The organism is Stenotrophomonas sp. STEN008, assembly GCF_056760435.1.
In genome coordinates this window covers 183,336-203,682 of sequence record NZ_JBRRET010000001.1, presented here as the reverse complement: position 1 = coordinate 203,682, position 20,347 = coordinate 183,336, and the positions used below count along the sequence as shown (strand labels likewise).

Here is a 20,347-nt window from a genome sequence, read left to right as displayed (position 1 = left end):
TCAGCCTGCCGCCACCGCGCGCTTGGCCGCGGTCACGATCCGGTCCACGCTCGGCAGGTACTTCATCTCCAGGCGGAACAGCGGAATGTGGGTGTCGTAGCCGGTAACGCGCTCGACCGGGGCCAGCAGGTCGTACATCGATTCCTCGGCCAGACGCGCGGCGATTTCCGCACCGAAGCCCGCGGTCTTCGGGGCCTCCTGCACGATCACGCAGCGGCCGGTCTTGGACACCGACTCGGCGATGGTGGCGAAGTCCAGCGGACGCAGCGTGGCCACGTCGATGACTTCGGCACTGATGCCCTCGCCAGCCAGCTTGTCGGCCGCTTCCAGCGCTTCCTTCACCTGCGCACCCCAGGCGACCAGGGTCACGTCGGTGCCGTCGCGCAGCACGAAGCACACGTCCAGCGGCAGGGCTTCGCCGTCGTTGACGACCACTTCCTTGTACTGGCGGTAGATGCGCTTGGGCTCCATGTAGATCACCGGATCGGGATCGCGCATGGCGGCCAGCAGCAGGCCATAGGCGCGCTGCGGGCTGGACGGCAGCACCACGCGCAGGCCCGGCACGTTGGTGAAGATCGATTCGTTGGCTTCGCTGTGGTGTTCCGGCGCACGGATGCCACCGCCCCACGGCACGCGCAGCACCATCGGGCAGTGCAGGCGGCCACGGGTACGGGTGCGCAGGCGCGCGGCGTGGCAGATGATGTGGTCGACCATCGGGTAGACGAAGCCATCGAACTGGGCTTCGGCCACCGGCTTCATGCCCTGCGCGGCCAGGCCGACGGTGAGGCCGGCGATGGTCGTTTCATCCAGCGGGGTGTCGAGGATGCGCTGCGCACCGAAGCGCTGCTGCAGGCCGGCGGTGGCGCGGAACACGCCGCCGTTGACGCCCACGTCCTCGCCCAGCACCAGCACCGACGGGTCGTGTTCCAGCTCCCAGGCCAGCGCCTGGGTGATGGCTTCGATCAGGGTGATGGGGGTAGCGGTCATTGCGATGTCTCCACCAGCGACAGCAGCGCTGTCGGCGGCATTGGCCTGGGAAGCGGAAGCGCCCGTCTTGATGTCATCCATGGCGCTGCTCCAGGGCAATGGCGGCCGCGCGCTGGGCCAGAAGATCCGGCGGCGGATCGGCATACAGGTAGTCGAACATCGCCTCGACCGGCTGCACCGGGGTATTGAGGTACTGGTTCACTTCCTCGTCGACCCTGGCGCCGCACTGCTCCACCCAGGCCTTTTCTTCATCCTCGCTCCACACGCCCTGGGCGGTGAGGTACTTGCGCAGGCGCAGCATCGGCTCACGGGTCCAGGCATCCTTCACTTCGGCGTCGTCGCGGTAGCGGCGCGCGTCGTCGGCGGTGGTGTGGTCGGACAGGCGGTAGGTCATCAGTTCCAGCACGGTGCCGCCTTCGCCGGCGAGGCCGCGCTCGCGCGCCTGTTCCATCGCCGCCAGCACCGCGATCAGATCGTTGCCGTCCACCTGCAGGCAGTGCAGGCCGCCAGCCAGGCCCTTCTGTGCCAGCGTTTCGGCGCCGGTCTGCGCCGAGCGCGGCACCGAGATGGCCCAGCCGTTGTTGACGATGCACAGGATCAGCGGCAGCTTGTAGGCACCGGCAGAGTTCAGTGCGGCATAGAAGTCGGTCTTCGAGCTGCCGCCATCGCCACACACCGCCACCGCGACCTGCTGCTCGTTGTTGAGCTTGAACTTCAGCGCGGCGCCCGCAGCGTGCAGGCACTGCGTGGAAATCGGCACGCAGAACGGGAAGTCCTTCACCGCATTGCCGGTGAAGTCGTTGCCGCGCTCGTCGCCGCCCCAGTACATCAGCACGTCGTACGGGCGCACGCCACGCATGAACATCGCGCCGTACTCGCGGTAGCTCGGGCCGAGCACGTCGCCTTCGCGCATGCCGGCGCCGATGCCCACGTGCGCCGCCTCATGACCCAGGCAGGCGGCATAGGTACCCAGCTTGCCGGTGCGCTGCAGGGCGATGGATTTGCTGTCGAACGTGCGTACGTACAGCATCTGCTTGAACAGCGGCACCAGGACGCGCGGATCCTTCAGGGATTCGGGCAGGTCGTCGCGGACGAGCGTGCCGTCCGCATCCAGATACTGCAGGTATTCGATCTTGAATTCAGCGGCAACCGTCATCGCGTACTGCACCTTCGACAGAGAAGTTACAAATGATATGAATCGCCATGTTAAGGAACGCGTACGAAATAGCCTTCCTGCGGCGCAACACGGCGATTCCCCGTTGTACCCCTGCCGGCGGGTGGAGGGCCAATAACAACAACGTATTCAGTCGTTGCTGCATAGCATCAGAATACGCCTCCGGCTGACTGCCGGTGCAACGTCGCAAACGGTTCCACGCGCGGGCGCGCCATCGCCGGGTGATCCACGGCCCACCGCACGGCCCGGTATGGATCCTCCGGCTGCCAGCGCGGCGGCAACGCGCTACCCTTGCCGCCCCCGATCTGGTCCCGCCCATGTCCGTCGACAACAACCAACGCGATCTCGAAGCCGGCATCCACACCGACCTGCACGGCCGGCTGACCTACGGCGGCTACCTGCGGCTGGACCAGCTGCTCAGTGCCCAGCAGCCGCTGTCCAACCCGCCGCACCATGACGAGATGCTCTTCATCATCCAGCACCAGACGTCGGAGCTGTGGTTGAAGCTGCTGGGGCACGAGCTTGGCGCGGCCATCGGCTTCCTGCAGCGCGATGAAGTCTGGCAGTGCCGCAAGGTGCTGGCCCGCAGCAAGCAGGTGCTGCGCCAGCTCACCGAGCAGTGGTCGGTGCTGGAAACCCTGACCCCGTCCGAGTACATGGGCTTCCGCGACGTGCTGGGGCCTTCCTCGGGCTTCCAGTCGCTGCAGTACCGCTACATCGAGTTCCTGCTGGGCAACAAGAACGCGCAGATGCTGCAGGTGTTCGAGCATGATCCGGCCGGGCAGGCGCAGCTGCGGAGCGTGCTGGAGGCACCCAGCCTGTACGAGGAATTCCTGAAGTACCTGGCCCGCTTCGGCCACGCCGTGCCGGCGATGTACGAGACCCACGACTGGACCCAGCCGCATGTGGCCGACGACGCCCTGCAGCCGGTCTTCGAGCGCATCTACCAGGACACCGACCGCTACTGGCGCGAGTATTCGCTGTGCGAGGACCTGGTGGACCTGGAGACGGCCTTCCAGCTCTGGCGGTTCCGCCACATGCGTACGGTGATGCGGGTGATCGGCTTCAAGCGTGGTACCGGAGGCTCGTCCGGGGTCGGCTTCCTGCGCCAGGCGCTGGAGCTGACCTTCTTCCCCGAGCTGTTCCAGGTGCGGACCACGCTGCAGGCCGCGCCCCCGCCGGAGCTGGGCTGATCCCCATTCATCCGGATCCCGGCCGGCGGCTGGATCGTTTCAGATGCAAGTTCAGCGAGCAGGCGGGCACCTGCCTCAAACGGCGTGTATTTGACGTGAACGCCACAAGTCGGTGATCCTCGCGCGTTGCTCCATTGCACATCGGACGTGCTCGTCATCCACCGAACCAGGAATCCCGCATGAGCGTAAACGCCACTGCGAACACCCCGGAGCCGGCGCTGCCGGACTTCAAGACCACGCTGGGCCACCCGCGCCCGCTGTGGATGCTGTTCATGACCGAGTTCTGGGAACGCTTTGCGTTCTACGGCATCCGCTGGGCCTTGGTGCTGTACATCGTCGCCCAGTTCTACAACGGCAACGCCGCCGGCGAGGGCGATGCCAGCCGCATCTACGGTGCCTACCTGGCGCTGGTGTACGCGGCGGCGATCTTCGGCGGCTACGTGGCCGACCGGGTGCTGGGCTACCAGCGCTCGATCCTGACCGGCGCGATCATCATGGCGGCCGGCCTGTTCATGATCTCGCTGCCGGAAGAGCATCTGTTCAAGCTCGGCCTGGCCACGATCATCGTGGGCAACGGCCTGTTCAAGCCGAACATCTCCACCATGGTCGGCAAGCTGTATGGCCTGAAGGACGAGCGCCGCGATTCGGGCTTCACCATCTTCTACATGGGCATCAACATCGGCGCGATGATCGCCCCGGTGCTGACCGAGTACCTGGCCCGCAAGGTGTTCGGCACTTCGGAAATGCCGTCGTACAAGGTCGTGTTCATCGCCTCCGGCGTGGGCATGCTGATCTCGCTGGTGTGGTTCTACATCGGCCGGGCCGGCCTGAAGGGCATCGGCGCACCGCCGGCCGGTGCCGAAGGCTTCGGTCGCATCGTGATGGTGCTGGTGGGCGCGCTGGTGGCCATCCCGGTCGCCTACTTCCTGCTGGCGACCGGCGCCACCGCGCTGGCCTGGATCCTGGGCGTGATGTTCGCTGCGCTGGCCGTGCTGCTGCTGGTCGAAGGCATCCGCGAGGGCAAGGTGCAGCGCGACCGCGTGATCGCCATGCTGATCATCTTCGCGTTCAACGTCATGTTCTGGATGTTCTTCGAACAGGCCGGCAGCTCGTTCACCTTCCTGGCCGAGAACATCGTCAACCGTGACTTCGGCAACTGGACCTTCCCGACCGCGTGGTTCCAGTCGGTGAACTCGGTGGCCATCATCACCCTGGCGCCGCTGATCGCCTGGATCTGGGTGGCCCTGGGTCGCGCCAATCCGTCCATCCCGCGCAAGTTCGGCCTGGGCCTGTTGTTCAACGGCGCGGCCTTCGCCCTGCTGATGTTTGCCCTGTCGCAGATGGTCGTGGACGGCAAGATCCCGTTCTGGACTCTGTTCATGGTCTACGTCATCCAGTCCGTCGGTGAGCTGTGCCTGTCGCCGATCGGCCTGTCGATGGTGACCAAGCTGGCCCCGGTCCGCCTGGTCGGCTTCGGCATGGGTGGCTGGTTCCTGTCCACCGGCATCGGCAACAACCTGTCGGGCATCTTCGCCGGCGCCGTCAGTGGTGAAGGCGGCATGACGATCGATTCGGCACTGAAGGGGTACACCTTCGGCTTCTGGGCCCTGATCGGTTCCGGCGTGGTGCTGTTCCTGATCGCCCCGCTGATCAACAAGCTGATGCACGGCGTCAAGTGATGAGAGGGTAGCTGGCATGCGTACGAAGCTCGGTGGTGCGATGGGGATGGTCTGTGCGGCGCTGATCGGCGCGTGTTCGCAACCGCCGCCACCCGCCGCCACCGGGCCGACGCAGCCACTGGATACCCGTCCCACCGAGCCACCGGTCGCTGACCCCAGCGAACCGGTGGCCTCGGGCAACACCCCGGTGGCGGCGGATATCGCCGCCATCGCCGGGCTCAGTGCACAGTTCGACCCGGCCCGCGACCCCGCCGACGATCTGGCCACCGCCAAGGTGGAAGCCCAGCGTGGCAAGAAGCGCATCATCCTCGAGGTCGGCAACGCCGGCTGCGACCGCTGTCATGCGCTGGACCAGATCGTGGAGGGGGATGGCGACCTGCGCCGTTTCCGCGATGCCCACTACGTGTGGGTGAAGGTCAACGAGAGCGACGAGAAGCCCAACAGCGCTTTCCTCGGCCAGTTCCCGGAGATGGGCCGCGACTACCCCTACCTGCTGGTGCTCGATGCCGACGGCACCCTGCTGGCACCGCAGGCAACGGCGGCAATGCGCAGGGGCGAGACCTACCTGCCGGCGCAGGTGATGGCCTTCCTCAAGCAGTGGGCGCCTGATCGGTAGCGCCGGGCCATGCCCGGCGGATGCGCGCGCCGTCACATTCCCAGCATCGCCGCCTCAATTTCATCGCACGCACGCCGTTACCGGCAAGGCTCCCGGTCGACCCGACGTCGACGCACCCTACTGGAACGCCCATGCACAGCGACCACGCCGAACGATTGCCCGATCCTGCCAGCAGCCTGGGCGAGGGTGGTGCTGGCGAGGGCGTGACCCTGCCGGCGCAGGACGCACTGCTGGATGACGTCGGCATCGGCGACAGTGCCCCCGAAGCGGCCCCGCCGCACCATCGCCTGCCGCAGATCGCACTGCCTGACAACGTCGTGCTGAAGGGCGCGGTGCAGATGCTGGTGGAACAGAAATCGCGACTCGATGCGCTGGCGTCGCAGGGCCAGCTGGCCGGCCTGCTGCCGCCGGAATGGCAGGGCAACGGCGTACGCGCCATCGAGCTGTCCACCTTCATCCAGGGCGTGCTGCCGTTCCTGCAGCCGGGAGAACGTGGCGAGACCGCGGCCGCACGCCTGCCGGTGCGTCATGTGCTGGGCGACGACAGCCGTTGGGGCCTGCCGGATGTGGCCGAACCGAAGTCGCTGGCGTGGTACCTGGCCAGTGACGAACGCGCCACTGCGGGCGGCAGGGACGTGGCCGAAGCCTTTCTGGTCGGGGCGCTGGGCGTGGCGTGGATGCAGGAGGGGCGCAGCCGCGCGGGCTTCCTGCGTGCCGTGGGGCAGGACAGCCTGGCCGCGCGGGTGACCATGCTGGGCTATCCGGCGGCCACCGAGCTGGCGCTGTACAGCGTGGTCGCGCATGGCCAGTCGCAGGTCTGGTGCGTGCACGCTCGCCGTCGCATGCGTCCACTGGTCGCGCCATGGCTGAGCGTGCCGCTGTTGACGGCGTACGGGGTGCCCGCACCGGTGCCATGGCCGTCCGCGTTCCCGCCCGTGGACGCCGTTGCCGAGGCGCTGGCGACCGCGCGCCAGGGACGCGCGCTGCCCGAGGTGGATCTGGGCAAGGTGGTGGCGAAGATGGCCGAAGACGCAGCCGGCGAAGCATGGCAACCGGTCAGCCTGCTGCAGCTCAACACGTGGTCGCCGCGCTGGCATTTCTTCCTCGGCACCTTCGTCGGCGTGCCGTCGCTGCTGCTGGTGGCTGCCGCGCTGGCTCTGCCGGGGGCGGTCGAAGCGGCCACGGTTGCCGCGTCGCTGGGCTTTGCCGGTGGCGCGATCGGTGCACTCGCAGTGCCGTGGATCCATGCGCGGCGCAAGCACCTGAGCTGAACCGTGCTGTCCTGAGACCGGGGCCGAGCCCCGGCGGCACGCCTCAGACGCCTTCGCCCATCCGTTCCAGGCCATCGCCCGCCAGGCGCAGGATCAGCGTCTCCAGCAGCTGTTCCTCCTCCTCGCTCAGCACCGACATCAGCTTGCGGGTGATCTCGATCACCAGCGGCGCGATGGTCTCGTACACCTCGAAGCCCGCTGCCGACAGGGCCAGGACCGAGCGGCGACGGTCGTCGCCATGGGTCTCGCGCTTGATGAAGCCACGCTCGAGCAGGCGCGCCACCGCGCGGCTGACCGCCACCTTGTCCATCGCCGTGCGGTCGGAGACCTCGCTGGCCGACGACCCGGGATACAGCGCCAGGATGGTGATGACCCGCCATTCCGGAATGGCCAGACCGTAGCGATCACCGTACAGCTTGGCGATGTTGCCGCTGACCCGGTTGGACAGCACGCTCAGCCGGTAGGGCAGGAACTGTTCCAGGTCGAGCAGGACGTGCGATGCACGCAGGCGTGTCGAAGCGGGATCGGCGGGGCTCATGTTGCGGTGCACCTTGCTGGTGGTTTCAAGTGTAACTATAAGGGTTGGGTCCAGACCCTGCATTCTCGCCGGGTCGTTACCTGCCCGCACCTGGTTTGTACCGATGCGGTACCGATTCGGAGCCCCGCCATGAATACCGCAGTCCAGCCCTCCTCGCATCCCAATCCGGGCATGCAGGTCACCACCTTCGAGAACCCGATGGGCATCGATGGTTTCGAGTTCGTCGAGTTTGCTGCCCCGGCCGGCCGCGGCCAGGAGCTGCACGACTACTTCCGCAGGATGGGCTTCACGGCGGTGCTCAGGCACAAGCAGCGTCCGATTACCGTCTATCGCCAGGGCGACGTCAACTTCCTGGTCAATGAAGACCCGGATTCGTTCGCTGCCGACTTCGCCGAAAAGCATGGTCCGTGCGCCTGCGGCTTCGCCATCCGCTTCAAGAAGCCGGGCCAGGAGGTCTACCAGACCGCGCTGGGCAACGGTGCCGAGGCCATCGGCTTCAAGCCGGACAGCAAGGCGGTCGGCGCGCCGATCATCAAGGGCATCGGTGACTGCATGCTGTACCTGGTCGACCGCTATGGCAGCGCCGGCAGCATCTACGACGGCGACTACGAGCCGATCGCCGGCGTCGATCAGCATCCGGTGGGCTTCGGCCTGACCTTCATCGACCACCTGACCCACAACCTGTACTTCGGCAACATGCAGCAGTGGTCGGACTACTACGAGCGGCTGTTCAACTTCCGCGAGATCCGCTACTTCGACATCAAGGGCCTGAAGACCGGCCTGGTGTCCAAGGCCATGACCGCGCCGGACGGCATCGTGCGCATTCCGCTCAACGAATCGTCCGATCCGAAGAGCCAGATCAACGAATACCTGGACGCCTACAAGGGCGAGGGCATCCAGCACATCGCCTGCTTCACCGAGAACATCTACGAGACCGTCGAGGCGATGCGTGCGCAGGGTGTGGATTTCCTCGACACACCGGACACCTACTTCGACGTGATCGACCAGCGCGTGCCGAACCATGGCGAGGACGTGCCGCGCCTGGCGAAGAACAAGATCCTGATCGACGCCGATCCGGAAACCCACCAGCGCAAGCTGCTGCAGATCTTCACCCAGAACTGCATCGGCCCGATCTTCTTCGAGATCATCCAGCGCAAGGGCAATGAAGGTTTCGGCGAAGGCAACTTCACTGCGCTGTTCGAGAGCATCGAGCGCGACCAGATCCGCCGCGGCGTGCTGTAACGTTTCAGACCTGCACTCTCAGCGGTAGCGCCGGGCCATGCCCGGCGGCTTTCCGTTCCGGCCTTGCCGTTCCAGGAGCCCCCATGTCCACCTCCATCACCGCCCGTGGCTACCAGTCCGGTTTCGGCAACGAATTCGCCACCGAAGCCGTGGCCGGCGCGCTGCCGGTCGGGCAGAACTCGCCGCAGAAGGTGGCCCATGGCCTGTATGCCGAGCAGCTGTCCGGCACCGCCTTCACCGCGCCGCGCGGCAGCAACCGGCGCAGCTGGCTGTACCGGATCCGCCCGGCGGTGAGCCATGGTGAGTTCACCCCGTTCGCGCAATCGCGCCTGCAGTGCGATTTCGGCTCGCAGCCGGCCTCGCCGAACCAGCTGCGCTGGAGCCCGCTGCCGCTGCCGGAACTGCCCACCGACTTCGTCGAAGGGCTGTACACCATGGGCGGCAATGGTTCGCCGGATGCCCACGCCGGCGTCGGCATTCATCTGTATGCCGCGAACCGGGACATGGTTGGCCGCTACTTCTACGATGCCGACGGCGAACTGCTGATCGTGCCCCAGCTGGGTGGGCTGCGCCTGCTGACCGAGCTTGGCGTGATCGAGATCGAACCGCAGCAGATCGCGGTGATTCCGCGTGGCGTGCGCTTCCGCGTCGAGCTGCCTGATGGCCCGAGCCGGGGCTACATCTGCGAGAACTACGGCGCCCTGCTGAAGCTGCCCGATCTGGGGCCGATCGGCGCCAACGGCCTGGCCAATCCGCGCGACTTTGAAACCCCGCATGCGGCCTTCGAGGACCTCGACGGTGAGTTCGAACTGATCGCCAAGTTCGAAGGACGCCTGTGGCGCGCGCCGATCGACCATTCGCCGCTGGACGTGGTCGCCTGGCACGGCAATTACGCGCCGTACCGCTACGATCTGCGCCGCTTCAACACCCTCGGTTCGATCAGCTACGACCACCCGGACCCGTCGATCTTCCTGGTACTGCATTCGCCCAGCGACACAGCAGGGACCAGCAACATGGATTTCGCCATCTTCCCGCCGCGCTGGCTGGTGGCGCAGAACACCTTCCGACCACCGTGGTTCCACCGCAACATCGCCAGCGAGTTCATGGGCCTGGTGCATGGTGCCTACGATGCCAAGGCCGAAGGCTTCGTGCCGGGCGGCGCCTCCCTGCACAACTGCATGAGCGGCCACGGACCGGATGCACCGACCTTCGACAGGGCCTCCAGTGCCGATCTGTCCAAGCCCGACGTGGTCAAGGACACCATGGCCTTCATGTTCGAGACCCGCGCGGTGATCCGCCCGACCGCCCAGGCGCTTGATGCCGGGCACCGGCAGGCCGATTACCAGCAGTGCTGGGCAGGGCTGCGCAACAACTTCCGATGAGCCTCATGCGGCATCGGTGAAGGCGTCGCAGTGCTCCAGCGGCAGGACTTCCAGCAGCCGCTGCCGTACGCGTTCGCAGTAGCCTTCGGAGGTCAGCGCGGGCAGTACCTGCAACGCCGAGTGCAGCACCTGCAGCACATCGGTCTGCGCACGTGCCTGCTGCAGGTCGCGGAACAGAGCCGCTGCCTGCGGATGCCGCTGCATCTCCAGGATGCCCAGCAGATAGATCCGTGAGGCGACCAGCGAGCGGCGCCGTTCGATCGGCGTGGCCGCAGGCGCGGGTGCCTGCGGCCGGGCAGGTGTGCGCCCGGATGCCGCCGCCGCGGGAGGCGGGGCGTCGGTTTCCAGATAGCCGGCATGGATCAGCTGGATCAGCATGGCCGGCGTCTCCTGGCCCATCAGCCCGCTCAGCTCGGTGACGCTGCGCTGGCCATCGCACAGGATGAGCAGCCGGCGCTGGCGCATGTCCAGCGGCGCGCGGTGCGCCTGCAGCGCGGTTCGGGCGAGATCGGTCTTGCGCGGTTGCATGGATGGGACAGCCAGGACGGTGCACGCCGAGCCTGAACGAAGGCGATGAAACAGCGATGACAATGCAGCGCCTGCACGCGGCCTGCGGTAGCGTCCGCCCATCCCTCCTGGAGCGATACCGATGAAGCTGCTGCCATTGGCTGGCCTGATGCTGCTGTCCCTGACCGCCTGTGGCGGTGGTTCGGACAAACAGGGAGCGGCCGGCAGCGGCAGCGACTCGCCGGCCGAGACCGCCAGTGCCACCGGCCCGGCGCAATCGGCCGATCCGGACCTGGCGTCACGGCCGGCCAACGATGCCCGCGCCGACAGCCCCGCGCGCCTGGACGGTTTCGGCGGGGTGGCGCTGGGTGCGGGCATCGCCGAGGTGCGCAGCGGCTTCGGCGCGCCGCTGCAGGGGCTGGGCAGCGATGCGGCAGGCAGGCCATTGCCGGCCGACGACGGCAACGAGGACTGCTATTTCCTGCGTCCGCAGCAGGCTGATGACCCACGCCTGATGATCGAAGGCCGCAAGCTGGTCCGCTATGACGTGCGCAGCGCCGCCATCACCGCGCCGGGCGGCGGCAGGGTCGGCATGACCCTGGGCGAGTTGCAGGTGCTGTACCCGGAGCGTGCCGATGTCGGTCCCGACAAGTACGACGACAAGGCCCAGCACCTGCGCGTGCGTCCGGCGCAGGAAGGTGCGGCGGTGATCGATTTCGCCCTGGGGCCCGACGGCCGGGTCAGCGCGTGGCGGGTCGGCCAGACCCCGCAGGTCGATTACACCGAAGGTTGTGGCTGATCCTTGATGCAGCGCCCAGCCTCGCGGCCGGGCCAAGCGTAGAATCGCGCGACGACCGCTGGGGGAGTGCTCGATGATCGCCATTGCCATCGCCTGGTTTCTGCTTGGCCTGCTGCTGCTGGGGCTCGGCGGAGACTCCATCGTCAAGGCCGTTTCCGGCCTGGCCCAGCGCTTCGGTGCCCGCCCGTTCACGGCGGGTCTGCTGCTGCTCGGCGTGGCGACGTCGATGCCGGAGCTGGTGGTCAACGCCCGCGCGCTGGCCGTGGGCCAGCCGGAACTGGCGCTGGGCAACGCGGTGGGCAGCAGCATCGCCAACCTGGGCCTGACCCTGGCGATCGCGGCGATCGCGGCCCCGTTGCTGCTGCGCGCACGCCTGCAGACCGTGCTCTGGTGGTCGCTGCTGGGGGCCGGCGTTCTGTTGATCCTGTTCGGGCTGGATGGCCGCCTCGCGCGCTGGGAAGGTGTCGTGCTGCTGGCCGGCTTCGTCGTCATGCAGGCCGTGCTGATGCGCCGTGGCCGCAGTGAGACCGCCGATGTGCAGGCGGCCATCGCACGATCGGCGCTGAGCCGCACCAGCCTGCCGTTGAATGTGCTGCGTGTGCTGGTGGCCGTGGTGGCCCTCTACTGGGGGGCGCGGCTGGTCGTTGGCGCGGCGGCCGACTTCGGCGTCGCACTTGAATGGACGCCGCTGCTGGTCGGCCTGCTGCCGCTTGCGATCGGCACGGCCTTGCCGGAGGTGGCCACCGCCATCGCCGCCGCGCGGCGTGGCCATGGCGACATGGTGCTGGGCCACGTGCTCGGCTCCAGCGCGGTCAATCTGCTGCTGGTGATCGGCGCGATGGCGGCGCTGCAGCCGCTGGCCCTGCCGGCATCGTTCGTGCGCCTGGAACTGCCCGCGCTGCTGGCCTTTGCCCTGGTGCTGTATCCGATGCTGCGTGGCGACCTGAAGATCAGCCGTGGCGAAGGCGTGATCCTGCTGGTGGCGTTCGTCGGCTGGTTCGTATTGGAACTGCTGCTGGTGGGTGCACCGGCACTGTAGCGCCGAGCCCATGCACGGCTCGGCAGCAGATCCCCGCCCTGAGTGGATGCGGGGAGTCGTGTGATCAGCGTGTCGGGCTCTGCTCTTCTTTCCGCGCCGGCTCCGGCGGCGGCAGCTGCTCTTCGGCAGCCCGTTCGTTGCCGGGCAGGGTAGGACGGGTTTCCATCAGCAGCGACAACGCGGCCTTGGCCATCATGTGCGCGCTGATCGGCGCGGTGATGAACAGGAAGACGGTGATCAGCAGCTCGCGCGGCTGCGGATCCTGGCCGAGGAAGATGTGGTAGCAGACCGAACACACCAGCACGCAGCCCACGCCCAGCGTGCTGGCCTTGGTCGGCGCATGCAGCCGCTTGAAGAAGGTCGACAGCTTCACCAGGCCCAGCGCACCGACCAGGATGAAGAAGCAGCCGAACAGCAGCAGGACCGACAGGCCGATCTGGATCGCGGTGATCATTCGACGATGTCCCGGCGCAGCACGAACTTGCTCAGCACCACGGTGCTGCCGAAGCCGAGCATGGCGATCACCAGTGCGGCCTCGAAGTAGATCGGCGAGTTGAGGTACATGCCGAACAGCATCAGTTCGGCGATGGCAGTCACTGAAAGTGTGTCCAGGGCGAGGATGCGGTCAGGCACGCTCGGGCCGCGCAGCAGGCGCCAGGTCGCCAGCAGCATGGCCAGTCCGACCACGTGCATGCATACCACCAGGGTGGTCTGGATGACTTCAAAACCGGTCATGGGAAGATCTCCATCAACGGGGCTTCGTAACGTTGCTTGATCGTGTCGATCAGCGCCTGTGGATCCTCCAGGTGCAGCACGTGCACCAGCAGGAACCTGCGGTCGTCGCTGAGTGCCGCCGACACCGTACCCGGGGTCAGGGTGATCATGCTGGTCAGCGCGGCGATGCCGTGGATGTTGGCGATGTCCAGCGGCAGCCAGATGAAGCCCGGATGGATGTTCTTCTCCGGGCCGAGCACCTGCAGGGCCACCCGGATGTTGGACATCAGGATGTCCCACAGGGTGACGCACAGCAGCTTCGGTACCGGGCGCAACGTGCCGATGCGGGCGAACTCGCGGTCCAGGCGCGCGGCGAACAGCGGCACGACCACGCCCAGCACAAGGCCCAGCAGGATCTGGCCAAGGTTGAAGCTGTCGGACATCAGCAGCCAGAACGCCACCACCATCATGCTCAGTGCGGGCGACGGTACCAGGCGGCGGAACAGGGAACGTTGCGCGGTCATGGCTGGCGGATCTCCGGTGTGGTCGCGCGCAACTGCTGCACGTACTCGCCCGGCTGCAGCAGCTGGGCGGCGGTGGCGTCGGTATGGCGCATCAGCGGGGCGGCGGCCAGGGTCATGCCGATGCCGTAGGCCAGCAGGATGCAGGCAGCGAACAGCTCGACCCTGCGCAGCTTGGCCTTGCGGGGCGGCGGCGCGTCCGGCTCGGGCAGCGGCACGCGCCAGAACAGGCGGATGCCCCCTCGGGTCAGGCCCATGATGACCAGCAGGCTGCTGACCAGCACGGCCGTCCATACCGCGCCGGTGTACTGCGCCGGCATCCCGGCCAGCAGGGCGGCCTTGGCCAGGAAGCCCGACAGCGGCGGAAGTCCGGCGACCGACACGGCGCCGATCAGGAACAGTACCGCCGGCGTTTCCTTGCCCGGCATCGGTGCGATCACTTCCTTGCGGTCGCTGGCACCGCCGCGTCGGCGCCGGATCAGGTCGGCCACCAGGAACAGCGCGGCAGCGACGAAACTGCTGTGTGGCAGATAGTACAGACCGGCGGAGAGCACCTTCGGCGTGCCCACCGAGAAGGCAATGAACAGGGTCGCGGCCGAGACGATCACCAGGTAGGAGATCAGCACGCGCAGGCGCGCGGCGGCCAGCGCGCCCAGGCCGCCCAGTACCAGCGTGGCCACGCCGGCCCACAGCAGCCAGTCGCGTCCGTATCCGGCCATCGCGCCGGCGTCCTCGCCGAACCACAGCATCTGCACGCGCAGCACGGCGTACAGGCCGACCTTGGTCATGATCGCAAACAGCGCAGCGACCGCAGCAGGTGCGCGCGCGTACGATTCGGGCAGCCAAAGGTACAGCGGCATCAGGGCGGCCTTGGCGCAGAACACCAGCAGCAGCAGGCCCATCGTGGCCTTCACCAGGGTCAGCTGTGCCGGCGGAACCTCGGCGATGCGCTGCGACAGCTCCGCCATGTTCAACGAGCCGAGCGAGGCGTACAGCAGGCCGAGTGCGATCAGGAACAGCGTCGATGCGGTGACATTGAACACCACGTAGTGCAGGCCGATGCGCATGCGCAGGCCACGGCCGCCGCTCAGCAGCAGGCCGTAGGAAGCGATCAGCATCACCTCGAAGAACACGAACAGGTTGAAGATGTCGCCGGTGAGGAACGCACCGTTGAGGCCGACCAGCTGGAACTGGAACAGCGCATGGAAGTGCGGCGCGCGCCGGTCCCAGCCCGAGCAGGCATGCAGCAGGCAGGGGATGGCCAGCAGCAGGGTGGTCAGCAGCATCCACGCCGACAGCCGGTCGGCCACCAGCGCGATGCCCAGGCGCGAGGGCCAGTCACCCAGCAGGTAGACGCGGATGTCACCGCCTGCCGTATCGGCGAACAGCAGCCCGACCACCACGGCCAGGGCCGCCAGTGCCGTCCAGGCCACAGTCCGCTGTACCTTCGGACCATAGCGGCGATGCTCGACGAACAGTGACAGTGCGGCGCCGAGCAGGGGAACCAGGATCGGCAGGATCACCAGATGGTTCATGCGCGGTCCTCGCCCTGGCGCGGCGGCGCATCGTCATCGGGCTCGTGCGCGTCCACGTGGTCGCTGTGGTTGTCGCTGCGGCTGCGCATGGCCAGCACGATGCTCACTGCAGTCATCGCGAAGGCGATCACGATGGCCGTCAGTACCAGCGCCTGCGGCAACGGGTCGGTGTAGTTGCCCAGGTGGCTCTCCACGCCTTCCTGCAGCACCGGGGCCTTGCCCTGCACCAGGCGCCCACCGGCAAAGATCAGCAGGTTGGTGGCGTAGGACAGGAAGGTCATGCCAAGGATCACGTCGAAGCTGCGCGCCCGCAGCAGCAGGTACACGCCGATGGCGGTCAGCACGCCGATCGCGGTGGCCAGGGCCAGTTCCATCAGTGCATCTCCCCGGTGCGGGCCGAACGGCGTTGCAGATCGATCTCGCCCTTGCGGGCGGTGCGGGTTCGAGAGGGCTTGACCGTGCCCATCATCGACAGCATCAGCATGGCGCCACCGAACACCACCAGGTACACGCCGATGTCGAAGCCGATCGCGCTGGCCAGCGGCACGTCGCCGATCAGCGGCAGGTGCAGGTCGAGGTGCCCGCTGGTCAGGAACGGCACGCCGAACAGCATCGAAGCACTGCCACTGAGCAGGGCGATCAGCAGGCCGGTGCCGATGCACCGGATGTAGTCGAAGCCGAAGCGCGACTCCACCGATGCCGTACCCTGGATCACGTACTGGATCAGCAGCGGCACCGCCAGTACCAGGCCGGCGATGAACCCGCCGCCCGGGGCGTTGTGACCGCGCAGGAACAGGAAGATGGAGACCGTCAGCGTCAGCGGGAACATGATCTGCGCCAGGTCGGCCGGTACCGGCAGCTTGATCGGCGGCCCGGGCATGATCTGCTCCGGGGCCATCCGCGTGCGGCGCAGCAGCGCGTGCACCACCAGCGCGGCGATGCCGAACACCGTGATCTCGCCGAAGGTATCAAAGCCGCGGAAGTCGACCAGGATCACGTTGACCACGTTCTGGCCATACGCTTCGGGCAGGGCACGCGCCACCAGCTCACCGGCCATGGTGTTCGGCGGCAGGGTCATCGCGGTATAGGCCAGCGCGCCGAGACCGGAACCGGCGATGACCGCGATCAGCGCGTCGCGGCGCTTGCGCCAGCGCGGCCGCTCCGGTCCGGACTGCGCGGGCAGATAGTTCATCCCCAGCAGCATCAGGACCAGGGTCACCATCTCCACCAGCAGCTGGGTCAGTGCCAGATCCGGTGCCGACAGGAACACGAAGGTCAGCGCCACCATCAGGCCGACGCCGCCCACCAGCAGCACCGCCAGCAGGCGCTGCTTGTACACACGCAGCGTGGCGATCGCGCAGCCCATCATCACCAGCCACAACGCCCAGCCCAGCAGTGGAATCGGCTGCGGCGCGGTCCAGTTCGGGGACGCCGGGTTCGCCACGAACGGCGCGGCGGCCACCACGATCGCGACCAGCACCAGGCCCAGCAGCATCCGCTGCAGGCTGCCGTTGGCAATGCCGTTGGTCAGGCGCATGGCCAGTGCGGAAACCGCATCCAGCTGCGCATGGAACACGTTGCGGCCGGTGGTGGTATTGGTCACGGCATGCAGGTTGATCAGCTTGCGCAGGCCGAAGTACAGGGCGATACCGCCCACCACGCCGATCGCGCTCATCGCCAGCGGCAGGTTGAAGCCATGCCATACCGACAGGCTGTACTCGGGCATGGCGCTGCCGAGGATGGAGGCGGCAGCGGCATGCAGGACCGGCGCCACCGTCAGCGCGGGCGCGATGCCGACTGCCACGCAGACCACCACCAGCAGTTCCACCGGTACCTTCATCCAGCGCGGCGGTTCATGGGGAACGCGGTCCAGCCCGTGCGGGCCGGGGCCGAAGAAGGTGTCGTGCACGAAGCGCAGGCTGTAGGCCACGCCGAACACGCCGGCCAGCAACGCCGCGATCGACACCGCCATGCGCATGGTCTCGGTGCCGCCGGCGCTGATCGCCTCGGCGAACAGCATTTCCTTGGACAGGAAGCCGTTGAGCAGCGGAATGCCGGCCATGGCCAGCGAGGCGATGATCGCCAGTGCGCTGGTGAAGGGCATCAGTTTCCGCAGTCCGCCCAGCTTGCGCATGTCGCGGGTGCCGGTCTCATGGTCGATGATGCCGGCGGCCATGAACAGCGAGGCCTTGAAGGTGGCGTGGTTGAGGATGTGGAACACGCCGGCGACCACCGCCATCGGCGTGGACAGGCCGAACAGCAGGGTGATCAGGCCCAGGTGGGAGATCGTCGAATACGCCAGCAGCCCTTTCAGGTCGTGCTGGAAGATCGCGTTCCAGGCGCCGATCAGCAGGGTCAGCGCGCCGATGCCGCTCACCGTATAGAAGAACAGGTCGCTGCCGGCCAGTGCCGGATGCAGGCGCGCCAGCAGGAACACGCCTGCTTTGACCATGGTGGCCGAGTGCAGGTAGGCCGAGACCGGTGTCGGCGCCGCCATCGCATGCGGCAACCAGAAATGGAACGGGAACTGCGCGCTCTTGGTGAAGATGCCGGCCAGCACCAGGAACAGGGCATAGGGATACAGCGCGCTGGCGCGGATCTGTTCACCGGCCGCCAGCACCACATCCAGGTCGAAGCTGCCGACGATGCGCCCGATCAGCAGCACGCCACCGAGCAGGGCCAGCCCGCCGCCGCCGGTGATCACCAGCGCCATGCGTGCGCCCTCGCGCGCATCCTGGCGATGCGACCAGAAGCCGATCAGCAGGAACGAGCTGATGCTGGTCATTTCCCAGAAGATCATCAGCAACAGCAGGTTGCCCGACAGCACCATGCCGAGCATGGCGCCCATGAACAGCAGCAGGTAGCAGTAGAAGCGGTGGGCGTTGTCCTGCGCACTGAGGTAGTACCGCGCGTACAGCACCACCAGCGCGCCGATGCCCAGCACCAGGCCGGCAAACATCCAGGCCAGGCCGTCCAGCCGCAGATGGAAGTCCAGGCCGATCTGCGGCAGCCAAGGCAGCAGGGTGCGGACGATCTGGCCGTCGAGCACCGCCGGGGTGAGCCAGCCGAGAATGGCCAAGCCGCCCAACGGCGCCAGCGCCGCCAGCCAGGCAGCAGTCGAGCGCGAACTACGGGGGAAGGCCGCAACAGCCGCTGCCATCAGGAACGGCAGGGCCAGCAGCAGAGGCAGGCTGGGGAGCATGCAGGGAATCCATGATTCACGAGCAGGTCAGTGAGGATAACAGGCTGCGAAATGTCGCCGAAAGCCATCGAACGGCGATCAATTGCCTGTAACGTTCGCTGATTCATTTTTTTGCAGTGCAGCATCTGCTCCGCGGTGCCGGCAGGGGCTGCACCCTACGCCCGCGCACGGCGACCGCAGGCCCTGTCGCACAGGGGCTGCCGCTGCGACAGGCGCTCAGGCAAAGGGCTGAGCGTGCAGGCTGGCAGGCCGGCAGTGGACCGCAGGTGAGGAAACCCGCCCGTTCAGGAAGCGAGGGTGACGCTCGCCCGGAGGCGTGTCAGTAGCGCCAGTCGAGCCTGCGATAGAGCTTGGCCATCACCCAGGCCGGGCCGATCAGCAGGTAAGTCAGGTCGGTCAGGAAGCTGGGCTTGCGGCCCTCGAACTTGTGCCCGATGAACTGCGCGATCCAGGCCACGACGAACACCGTCACCGCCAGCCAGAACAGGTTGTGCAGGCCGATCTCGGCTTCCAGCAGGCGGCACAGGCAGCCGAACACGAAGAACTGGATGAGCATGCCGATGCCCAGCGGACGCGACAGCTTGTTGTAGAAGCACCAGGCACTGAACATCGCGAACGCCGACCAGATGCCGTACTGGAACCAGGTGATCAGGGGGGGCAGGCACCACAGCAGGGCCACGGCCGACCACAGGATGGCCGGTACCGCGACCACGTGGATGCGCTGGTTGATCGTATTGCGGTGATCGTCGGAGTAGCTGGCGAAGTAGCGGTCGATCGGCCGCGCGAGCTCGGTGGTGGTCTGCATGCTTCTTCGCTTCCTCCGGTGAGGCCGACAGCATACTCCCGGGCGCCTTCGCACAGCGCCACCCTGGGCGCTGCCGGGCACGACGCCCCCGGTCGCTGCGACCGGGGGGCGCAGGGGATCAGTCGACGCTGATCCCGGCCAAACGCTGCAGCGCCTCGGCGTACTTGGCGCGGGTGCGCTCGATGATCTCCGCCGGGATGTTCGGGCCCGGGGCGGTCTTGCCCCAGTCCAGCGTCTCCAGGTAATCGCGCACGAACTGCTTGTCGTAGCTGGGCGGGCTGGTGCCCACTTCGTACTCGTCGGCCGGCCAGTAACGCGATGAATCCGGCGTCAGCATCTCGTCCATGATGTACAGGCGGCCGTCGGCATCGGTGCCGAACTCGAACTTGGTGTCGGCCAGGATGATGCCGCGCTCGCGGGCGTAATCGGCGGCGAACTTGTAGATGCGCAGGGTGGCATCGCGCACGCGCTCGGCCAGTTCGGCGCCGACCTGCCGCACCATCGCATCGAAATCGATGTTCTCGTCATGGTCGCCCACCGCGGCCTTGGTCGAGGGGGTGAAGATCGGTTCTGGCAGCTGCTCGGCCTGGCGCAGCCCATCGGGCAGGTCGATGCCGCTGACCTTGCCGGTACGCTGGTAGTCCTTCCAGCCGCTGCCGATCAGGTAGCCGCGGGCGATCGCTTCCACCGGCACCGGCTTCAGCTTGCGGGTGACCACGGCGCGCCGGGCGTACAGCGCCGGGTCCACGCCTTCAGGCAGCACGCTGGCCACGTCGATGCCGGTCAGGTGATTGGGCATCAGGTGCGCGGTCTTGGCGAACCAGAAATTGGAGACCTGGCAGAGCATTTCGCCCTTGCCGGGGATCGGGTCGGGCAGCACCACGTCGAACGCCGACAGGCGATCGGTGGCGACCATCAGCAGGTAGTCGCCCGGCGGGGTCCCTGCAGGCAGCCGCTCGCGCGGGATATCGAACACATCACGCACCTTGCCGCGGTGGCGCAAGGGCAGGCCGGGGAGATCGGATTGCAACAGCGTGGTTGGCACGGGCACTCCTGGGGCGTTGTCGATACGGCTGCCCAACGGACCCGGCGGGCCCGCTGACCAGCGGGCGGCCTAGTGTAAAGCCGTCCGGGCCCGCTGTG

The 20,347-nt window shown here is 67.2% G+C and carries 20 protein-coding genes; 8 read left to right on the top strand and 12 right to left on the bottom strand.

Going from position 1 to position 20,347, the window contains the following annotated elements:
- Complete coding sequence (locus ACVOME_RS00990; protein ID WP_053519853.1) at positions 1-1,068, bottom strand: alpha-ketoacid dehydrogenase subunit beta; 1,068 nt, start codon at positions 1,066-1,068, stop codon at positions 1-3.
- Positions 1,061-2,143 carry a pyruvate dehydrogenase (acetyl-transferring) E1 component subunit alpha gene (gene pdhA / locus ACVOME_RS00985; RefSeq protein WP_053519852.1) on the bottom strand — a complete coding sequence of 361 codons (1,083 nt, stop codon included), beginning with the start codon at positions 2,141-2,143 and terminating at the stop codon, positions 1,061-1,063. The genes ACVOME_RS00990 and pdhA overlap by 8 nt, the downstream gene beginning before the upstream one ends.
- Before the next feature lie 335 nt (positions 2,144-2,478).
- Between pdhA and ACVOME_RS00980 the strand changes: the two genes are divergently transcribed.
- The 4 genes from ACVOME_RS00980 to ACVOME_RS00965 all read left to right on the top strand — a co-directional run bounded on the left by ACVOME_RS00980 (position 2,479) and on the right by ACVOME_RS00965 (position 6,920).
- Positions 2,479-3,354, top strand: a complete 876-nt coding sequence (locus ACVOME_RS00980; RefSeq protein ID WP_053519851.1) for a tryptophan 2,3-dioxygenase — start codon at positions 2,479-2,481, stop codon at positions 3,352-3,354.
- Positions 3,355-3,533: 179 nt separating this feature from the next.
- Complete coding sequence (locus ACVOME_RS00975) at positions 3,534-5,033, top strand: peptide MFS transporter (RefSeq protein WP_053519850.1); 1,500 nt, start codon at positions 3,534-3,536, stop codon at positions 5,031-5,033.
- Between the two features lie 16 nt (positions 5,034-5,049).
- Positions 5,050-5,649 carry a thioredoxin family protein gene (locus ACVOME_RS00970; RefSeq protein WP_053519849.1) on the top strand — a complete coding sequence of 200 codons (600 nt, stop codon included), beginning with the start codon at positions 5,050-5,052 and terminating at the stop codon, positions 5,647-5,649.
- Between the two features lie 131 nt (positions 5,650-5,780).
- Complete coding sequence (locus tag ACVOME_RS00965; RefSeq protein WP_481504602.1) at positions 5,781-6,920, top strand: hypothetical protein; 1,140 nt, start codon at positions 5,781-5,783, stop codon at positions 6,918-6,920.
- A gap of 43 nt (positions 6,921-6,963) precedes the next feature.
- Here ACVOME_RS00965 and ACVOME_RS00960 read toward each other — a convergent pair whose 3' ends face one another.
- Positions 6,964-7,458, bottom strand: coding sequence for a MarR family winged helix-turn-helix transcriptional regulator (locus ACVOME_RS00960; RefSeq protein ID WP_065174367.1), 495 nt, complete (start codon positions 7,456-7,458; stop codon positions 6,964-6,966).
- 129 nt (positions 7,459-7,587) lie between these two features.
- Between ACVOME_RS00960 and hppD the strand changes: the two genes are divergently transcribed.
- Together hppD and hmgA are read left to right on the top strand one after the other, a co-directional pair.
- Entirely contained in the window at positions 7,588-8,700 is a 1,113-nt protein-coding gene (gene hppD / locus ACVOME_RS00955) for a 4-hydroxyphenylpyruvate dioxygenase (RefSeq protein ID WP_481504601.1), read from the top strand.
- 83 nt (positions 8,701-8,783) lie between these two features.
- Complete coding sequence (gene hmgA / locus ACVOME_RS00950; RefSeq protein ID WP_481504600.1) at positions 8,784-10,082, top strand: homogentisate 1,2-dioxygenase; 1,299 nt, start codon at positions 8,784-8,786, stop codon at positions 10,080-10,082.
- Between the two features lie 3 nt (positions 10,083-10,085).
- Here the strand turns inward: hmgA and ACVOME_RS00945 are convergent, their stop codons facing one another.
- Positions 10,086-10,610 (bottom strand): hypothetical protein, encoded by a 525-nt coding sequence (locus ACVOME_RS00945; RefSeq protein ID WP_262101380.1) that lies wholly within the window; start codon positions 10,608-10,610, stop codon positions 10,086-10,088.
- A 121-nt stretch (positions 10,611-10,731) separates the two neighbouring features.
- Here ACVOME_RS00945 and ACVOME_RS00940 point away from each other — a divergent pair, with 121 nt between their 5' ends.
- Both ACVOME_RS00940 and ACVOME_RS00935 read left to right on the top strand, forming a co-directional pair.
- A complete protein-coding gene (locus tag ACVOME_RS00940) occupies positions 10,732-11,388 on the top strand; it encodes a hypothetical protein (protein WP_053515542.1) in 657 nt (218 codons plus the stop codon).
- A gap of 73 nt (positions 11,389-11,461) precedes the next feature.
- Positions 11,462-12,427 carry a sodium:calcium antiporter gene (locus tag ACVOME_RS00935; RefSeq protein ID WP_481504599.1) on the top strand — a complete coding sequence of 322 codons (966 nt, stop codon included), beginning with the start codon at positions 11,462-11,464 and terminating at the stop codon, positions 12,425-12,427.
- A 64-nt stretch (positions 12,428-12,491) separates the two neighbouring features.
- On the opposite strand, the gene ACVOME_RS00930 is transcribed toward ACVOME_RS00935, so the two are convergent.
- The 8 genes from ACVOME_RS00930 to ACVOME_RS00895 all read right to left on the bottom strand — a co-directional run bounded on the left by ACVOME_RS00930 (position 12,492) and on the right by ACVOME_RS00895 (position 20,249).
- Positions 12,492-12,881, bottom strand: coding sequence for a Na+/H+ antiporter subunit G (locus ACVOME_RS00930; protein ID WP_053515546.1), 390 nt, complete (start codon positions 12,879-12,881; stop codon positions 12,492-12,494).
- Entirely contained in the window at positions 12,878-13,162 is a 285-nt protein-coding gene (locus ACVOME_RS00925; protein ID WP_053515548.1) for a K+/H+ antiporter subunit F, read from the bottom strand. Before ACVOME_RS00925 ends, ACVOME_RS00930 begins: the two co-directional genes overlap by 4 nt.
- Positions 13,159-13,665, bottom strand: coding sequence for a Na+/H+ antiporter subunit E (locus ACVOME_RS00920; protein WP_262101382.1), 507 nt, complete (start codon positions 13,663-13,665; stop codon positions 13,159-13,161). Before ACVOME_RS00920 ends, ACVOME_RS00925 begins: the two co-directional genes overlap by 4 nt.
- Positions 13,662-15,197 carry a monovalent cation/H+ antiporter subunit D gene (locus ACVOME_RS00915; protein ID WP_053515551.1) on the bottom strand — a complete coding sequence of 512 codons (1,536 nt, stop codon included), beginning with the start codon at positions 15,195-15,197 and terminating at the stop codon, positions 13,662-13,664. The genes ACVOME_RS00920 and ACVOME_RS00915 overlap by 4 nt, the downstream gene beginning before the upstream one ends.
- Entirely contained in the window at positions 15,194-15,571 is a 378-nt protein-coding gene (locus ACVOME_RS00910) for a Na+/H+ antiporter subunit C (RefSeq protein ID WP_053515553.1), read from the bottom strand. The genes ACVOME_RS00915 and ACVOME_RS00910 overlap by 4 nt, the downstream gene beginning before the upstream one ends.
- The gene (locus ACVOME_RS00905; RefSeq protein WP_065174372.1) at positions 15,571-18,399 is read right to left on the bottom strand and encodes a monovalent cation/H+ antiporter subunit A; all 2,829 of its coding nucleotides are present in this window, start codon (positions 18,397-18,399) and stop codon (positions 15,571-15,573) included. The genes ACVOME_RS00910 and ACVOME_RS00905 overlap by 1 nt, the downstream gene beginning before the upstream one ends.
- A gap of 319 nt (positions 18,400-18,718) precedes the next feature.
- Complete coding sequence (locus ACVOME_RS00900; protein WP_053515557.1) at positions 18,719-19,204, bottom strand: Mpo1 family 2-hydroxy fatty acid dioxygenase; 486 nt, start codon at positions 19,202-19,204, stop codon at positions 18,719-18,721.
- A 118-nt stretch (positions 19,205-19,322) separates the two neighbouring features.
- Positions 19,323-20,249: a phosphoribosylaminoimidazolesuccinocarboxamide synthase gene (locus ACVOME_RS00895; protein WP_053515559.1), complete on the bottom strand. Its 927-nt coding sequence runs from the start codon at positions 20,247-20,249 to the stop codon at positions 19,323-19,325.
- Positions 20,250-20,347: the final 98 nt, after the last annotated feature.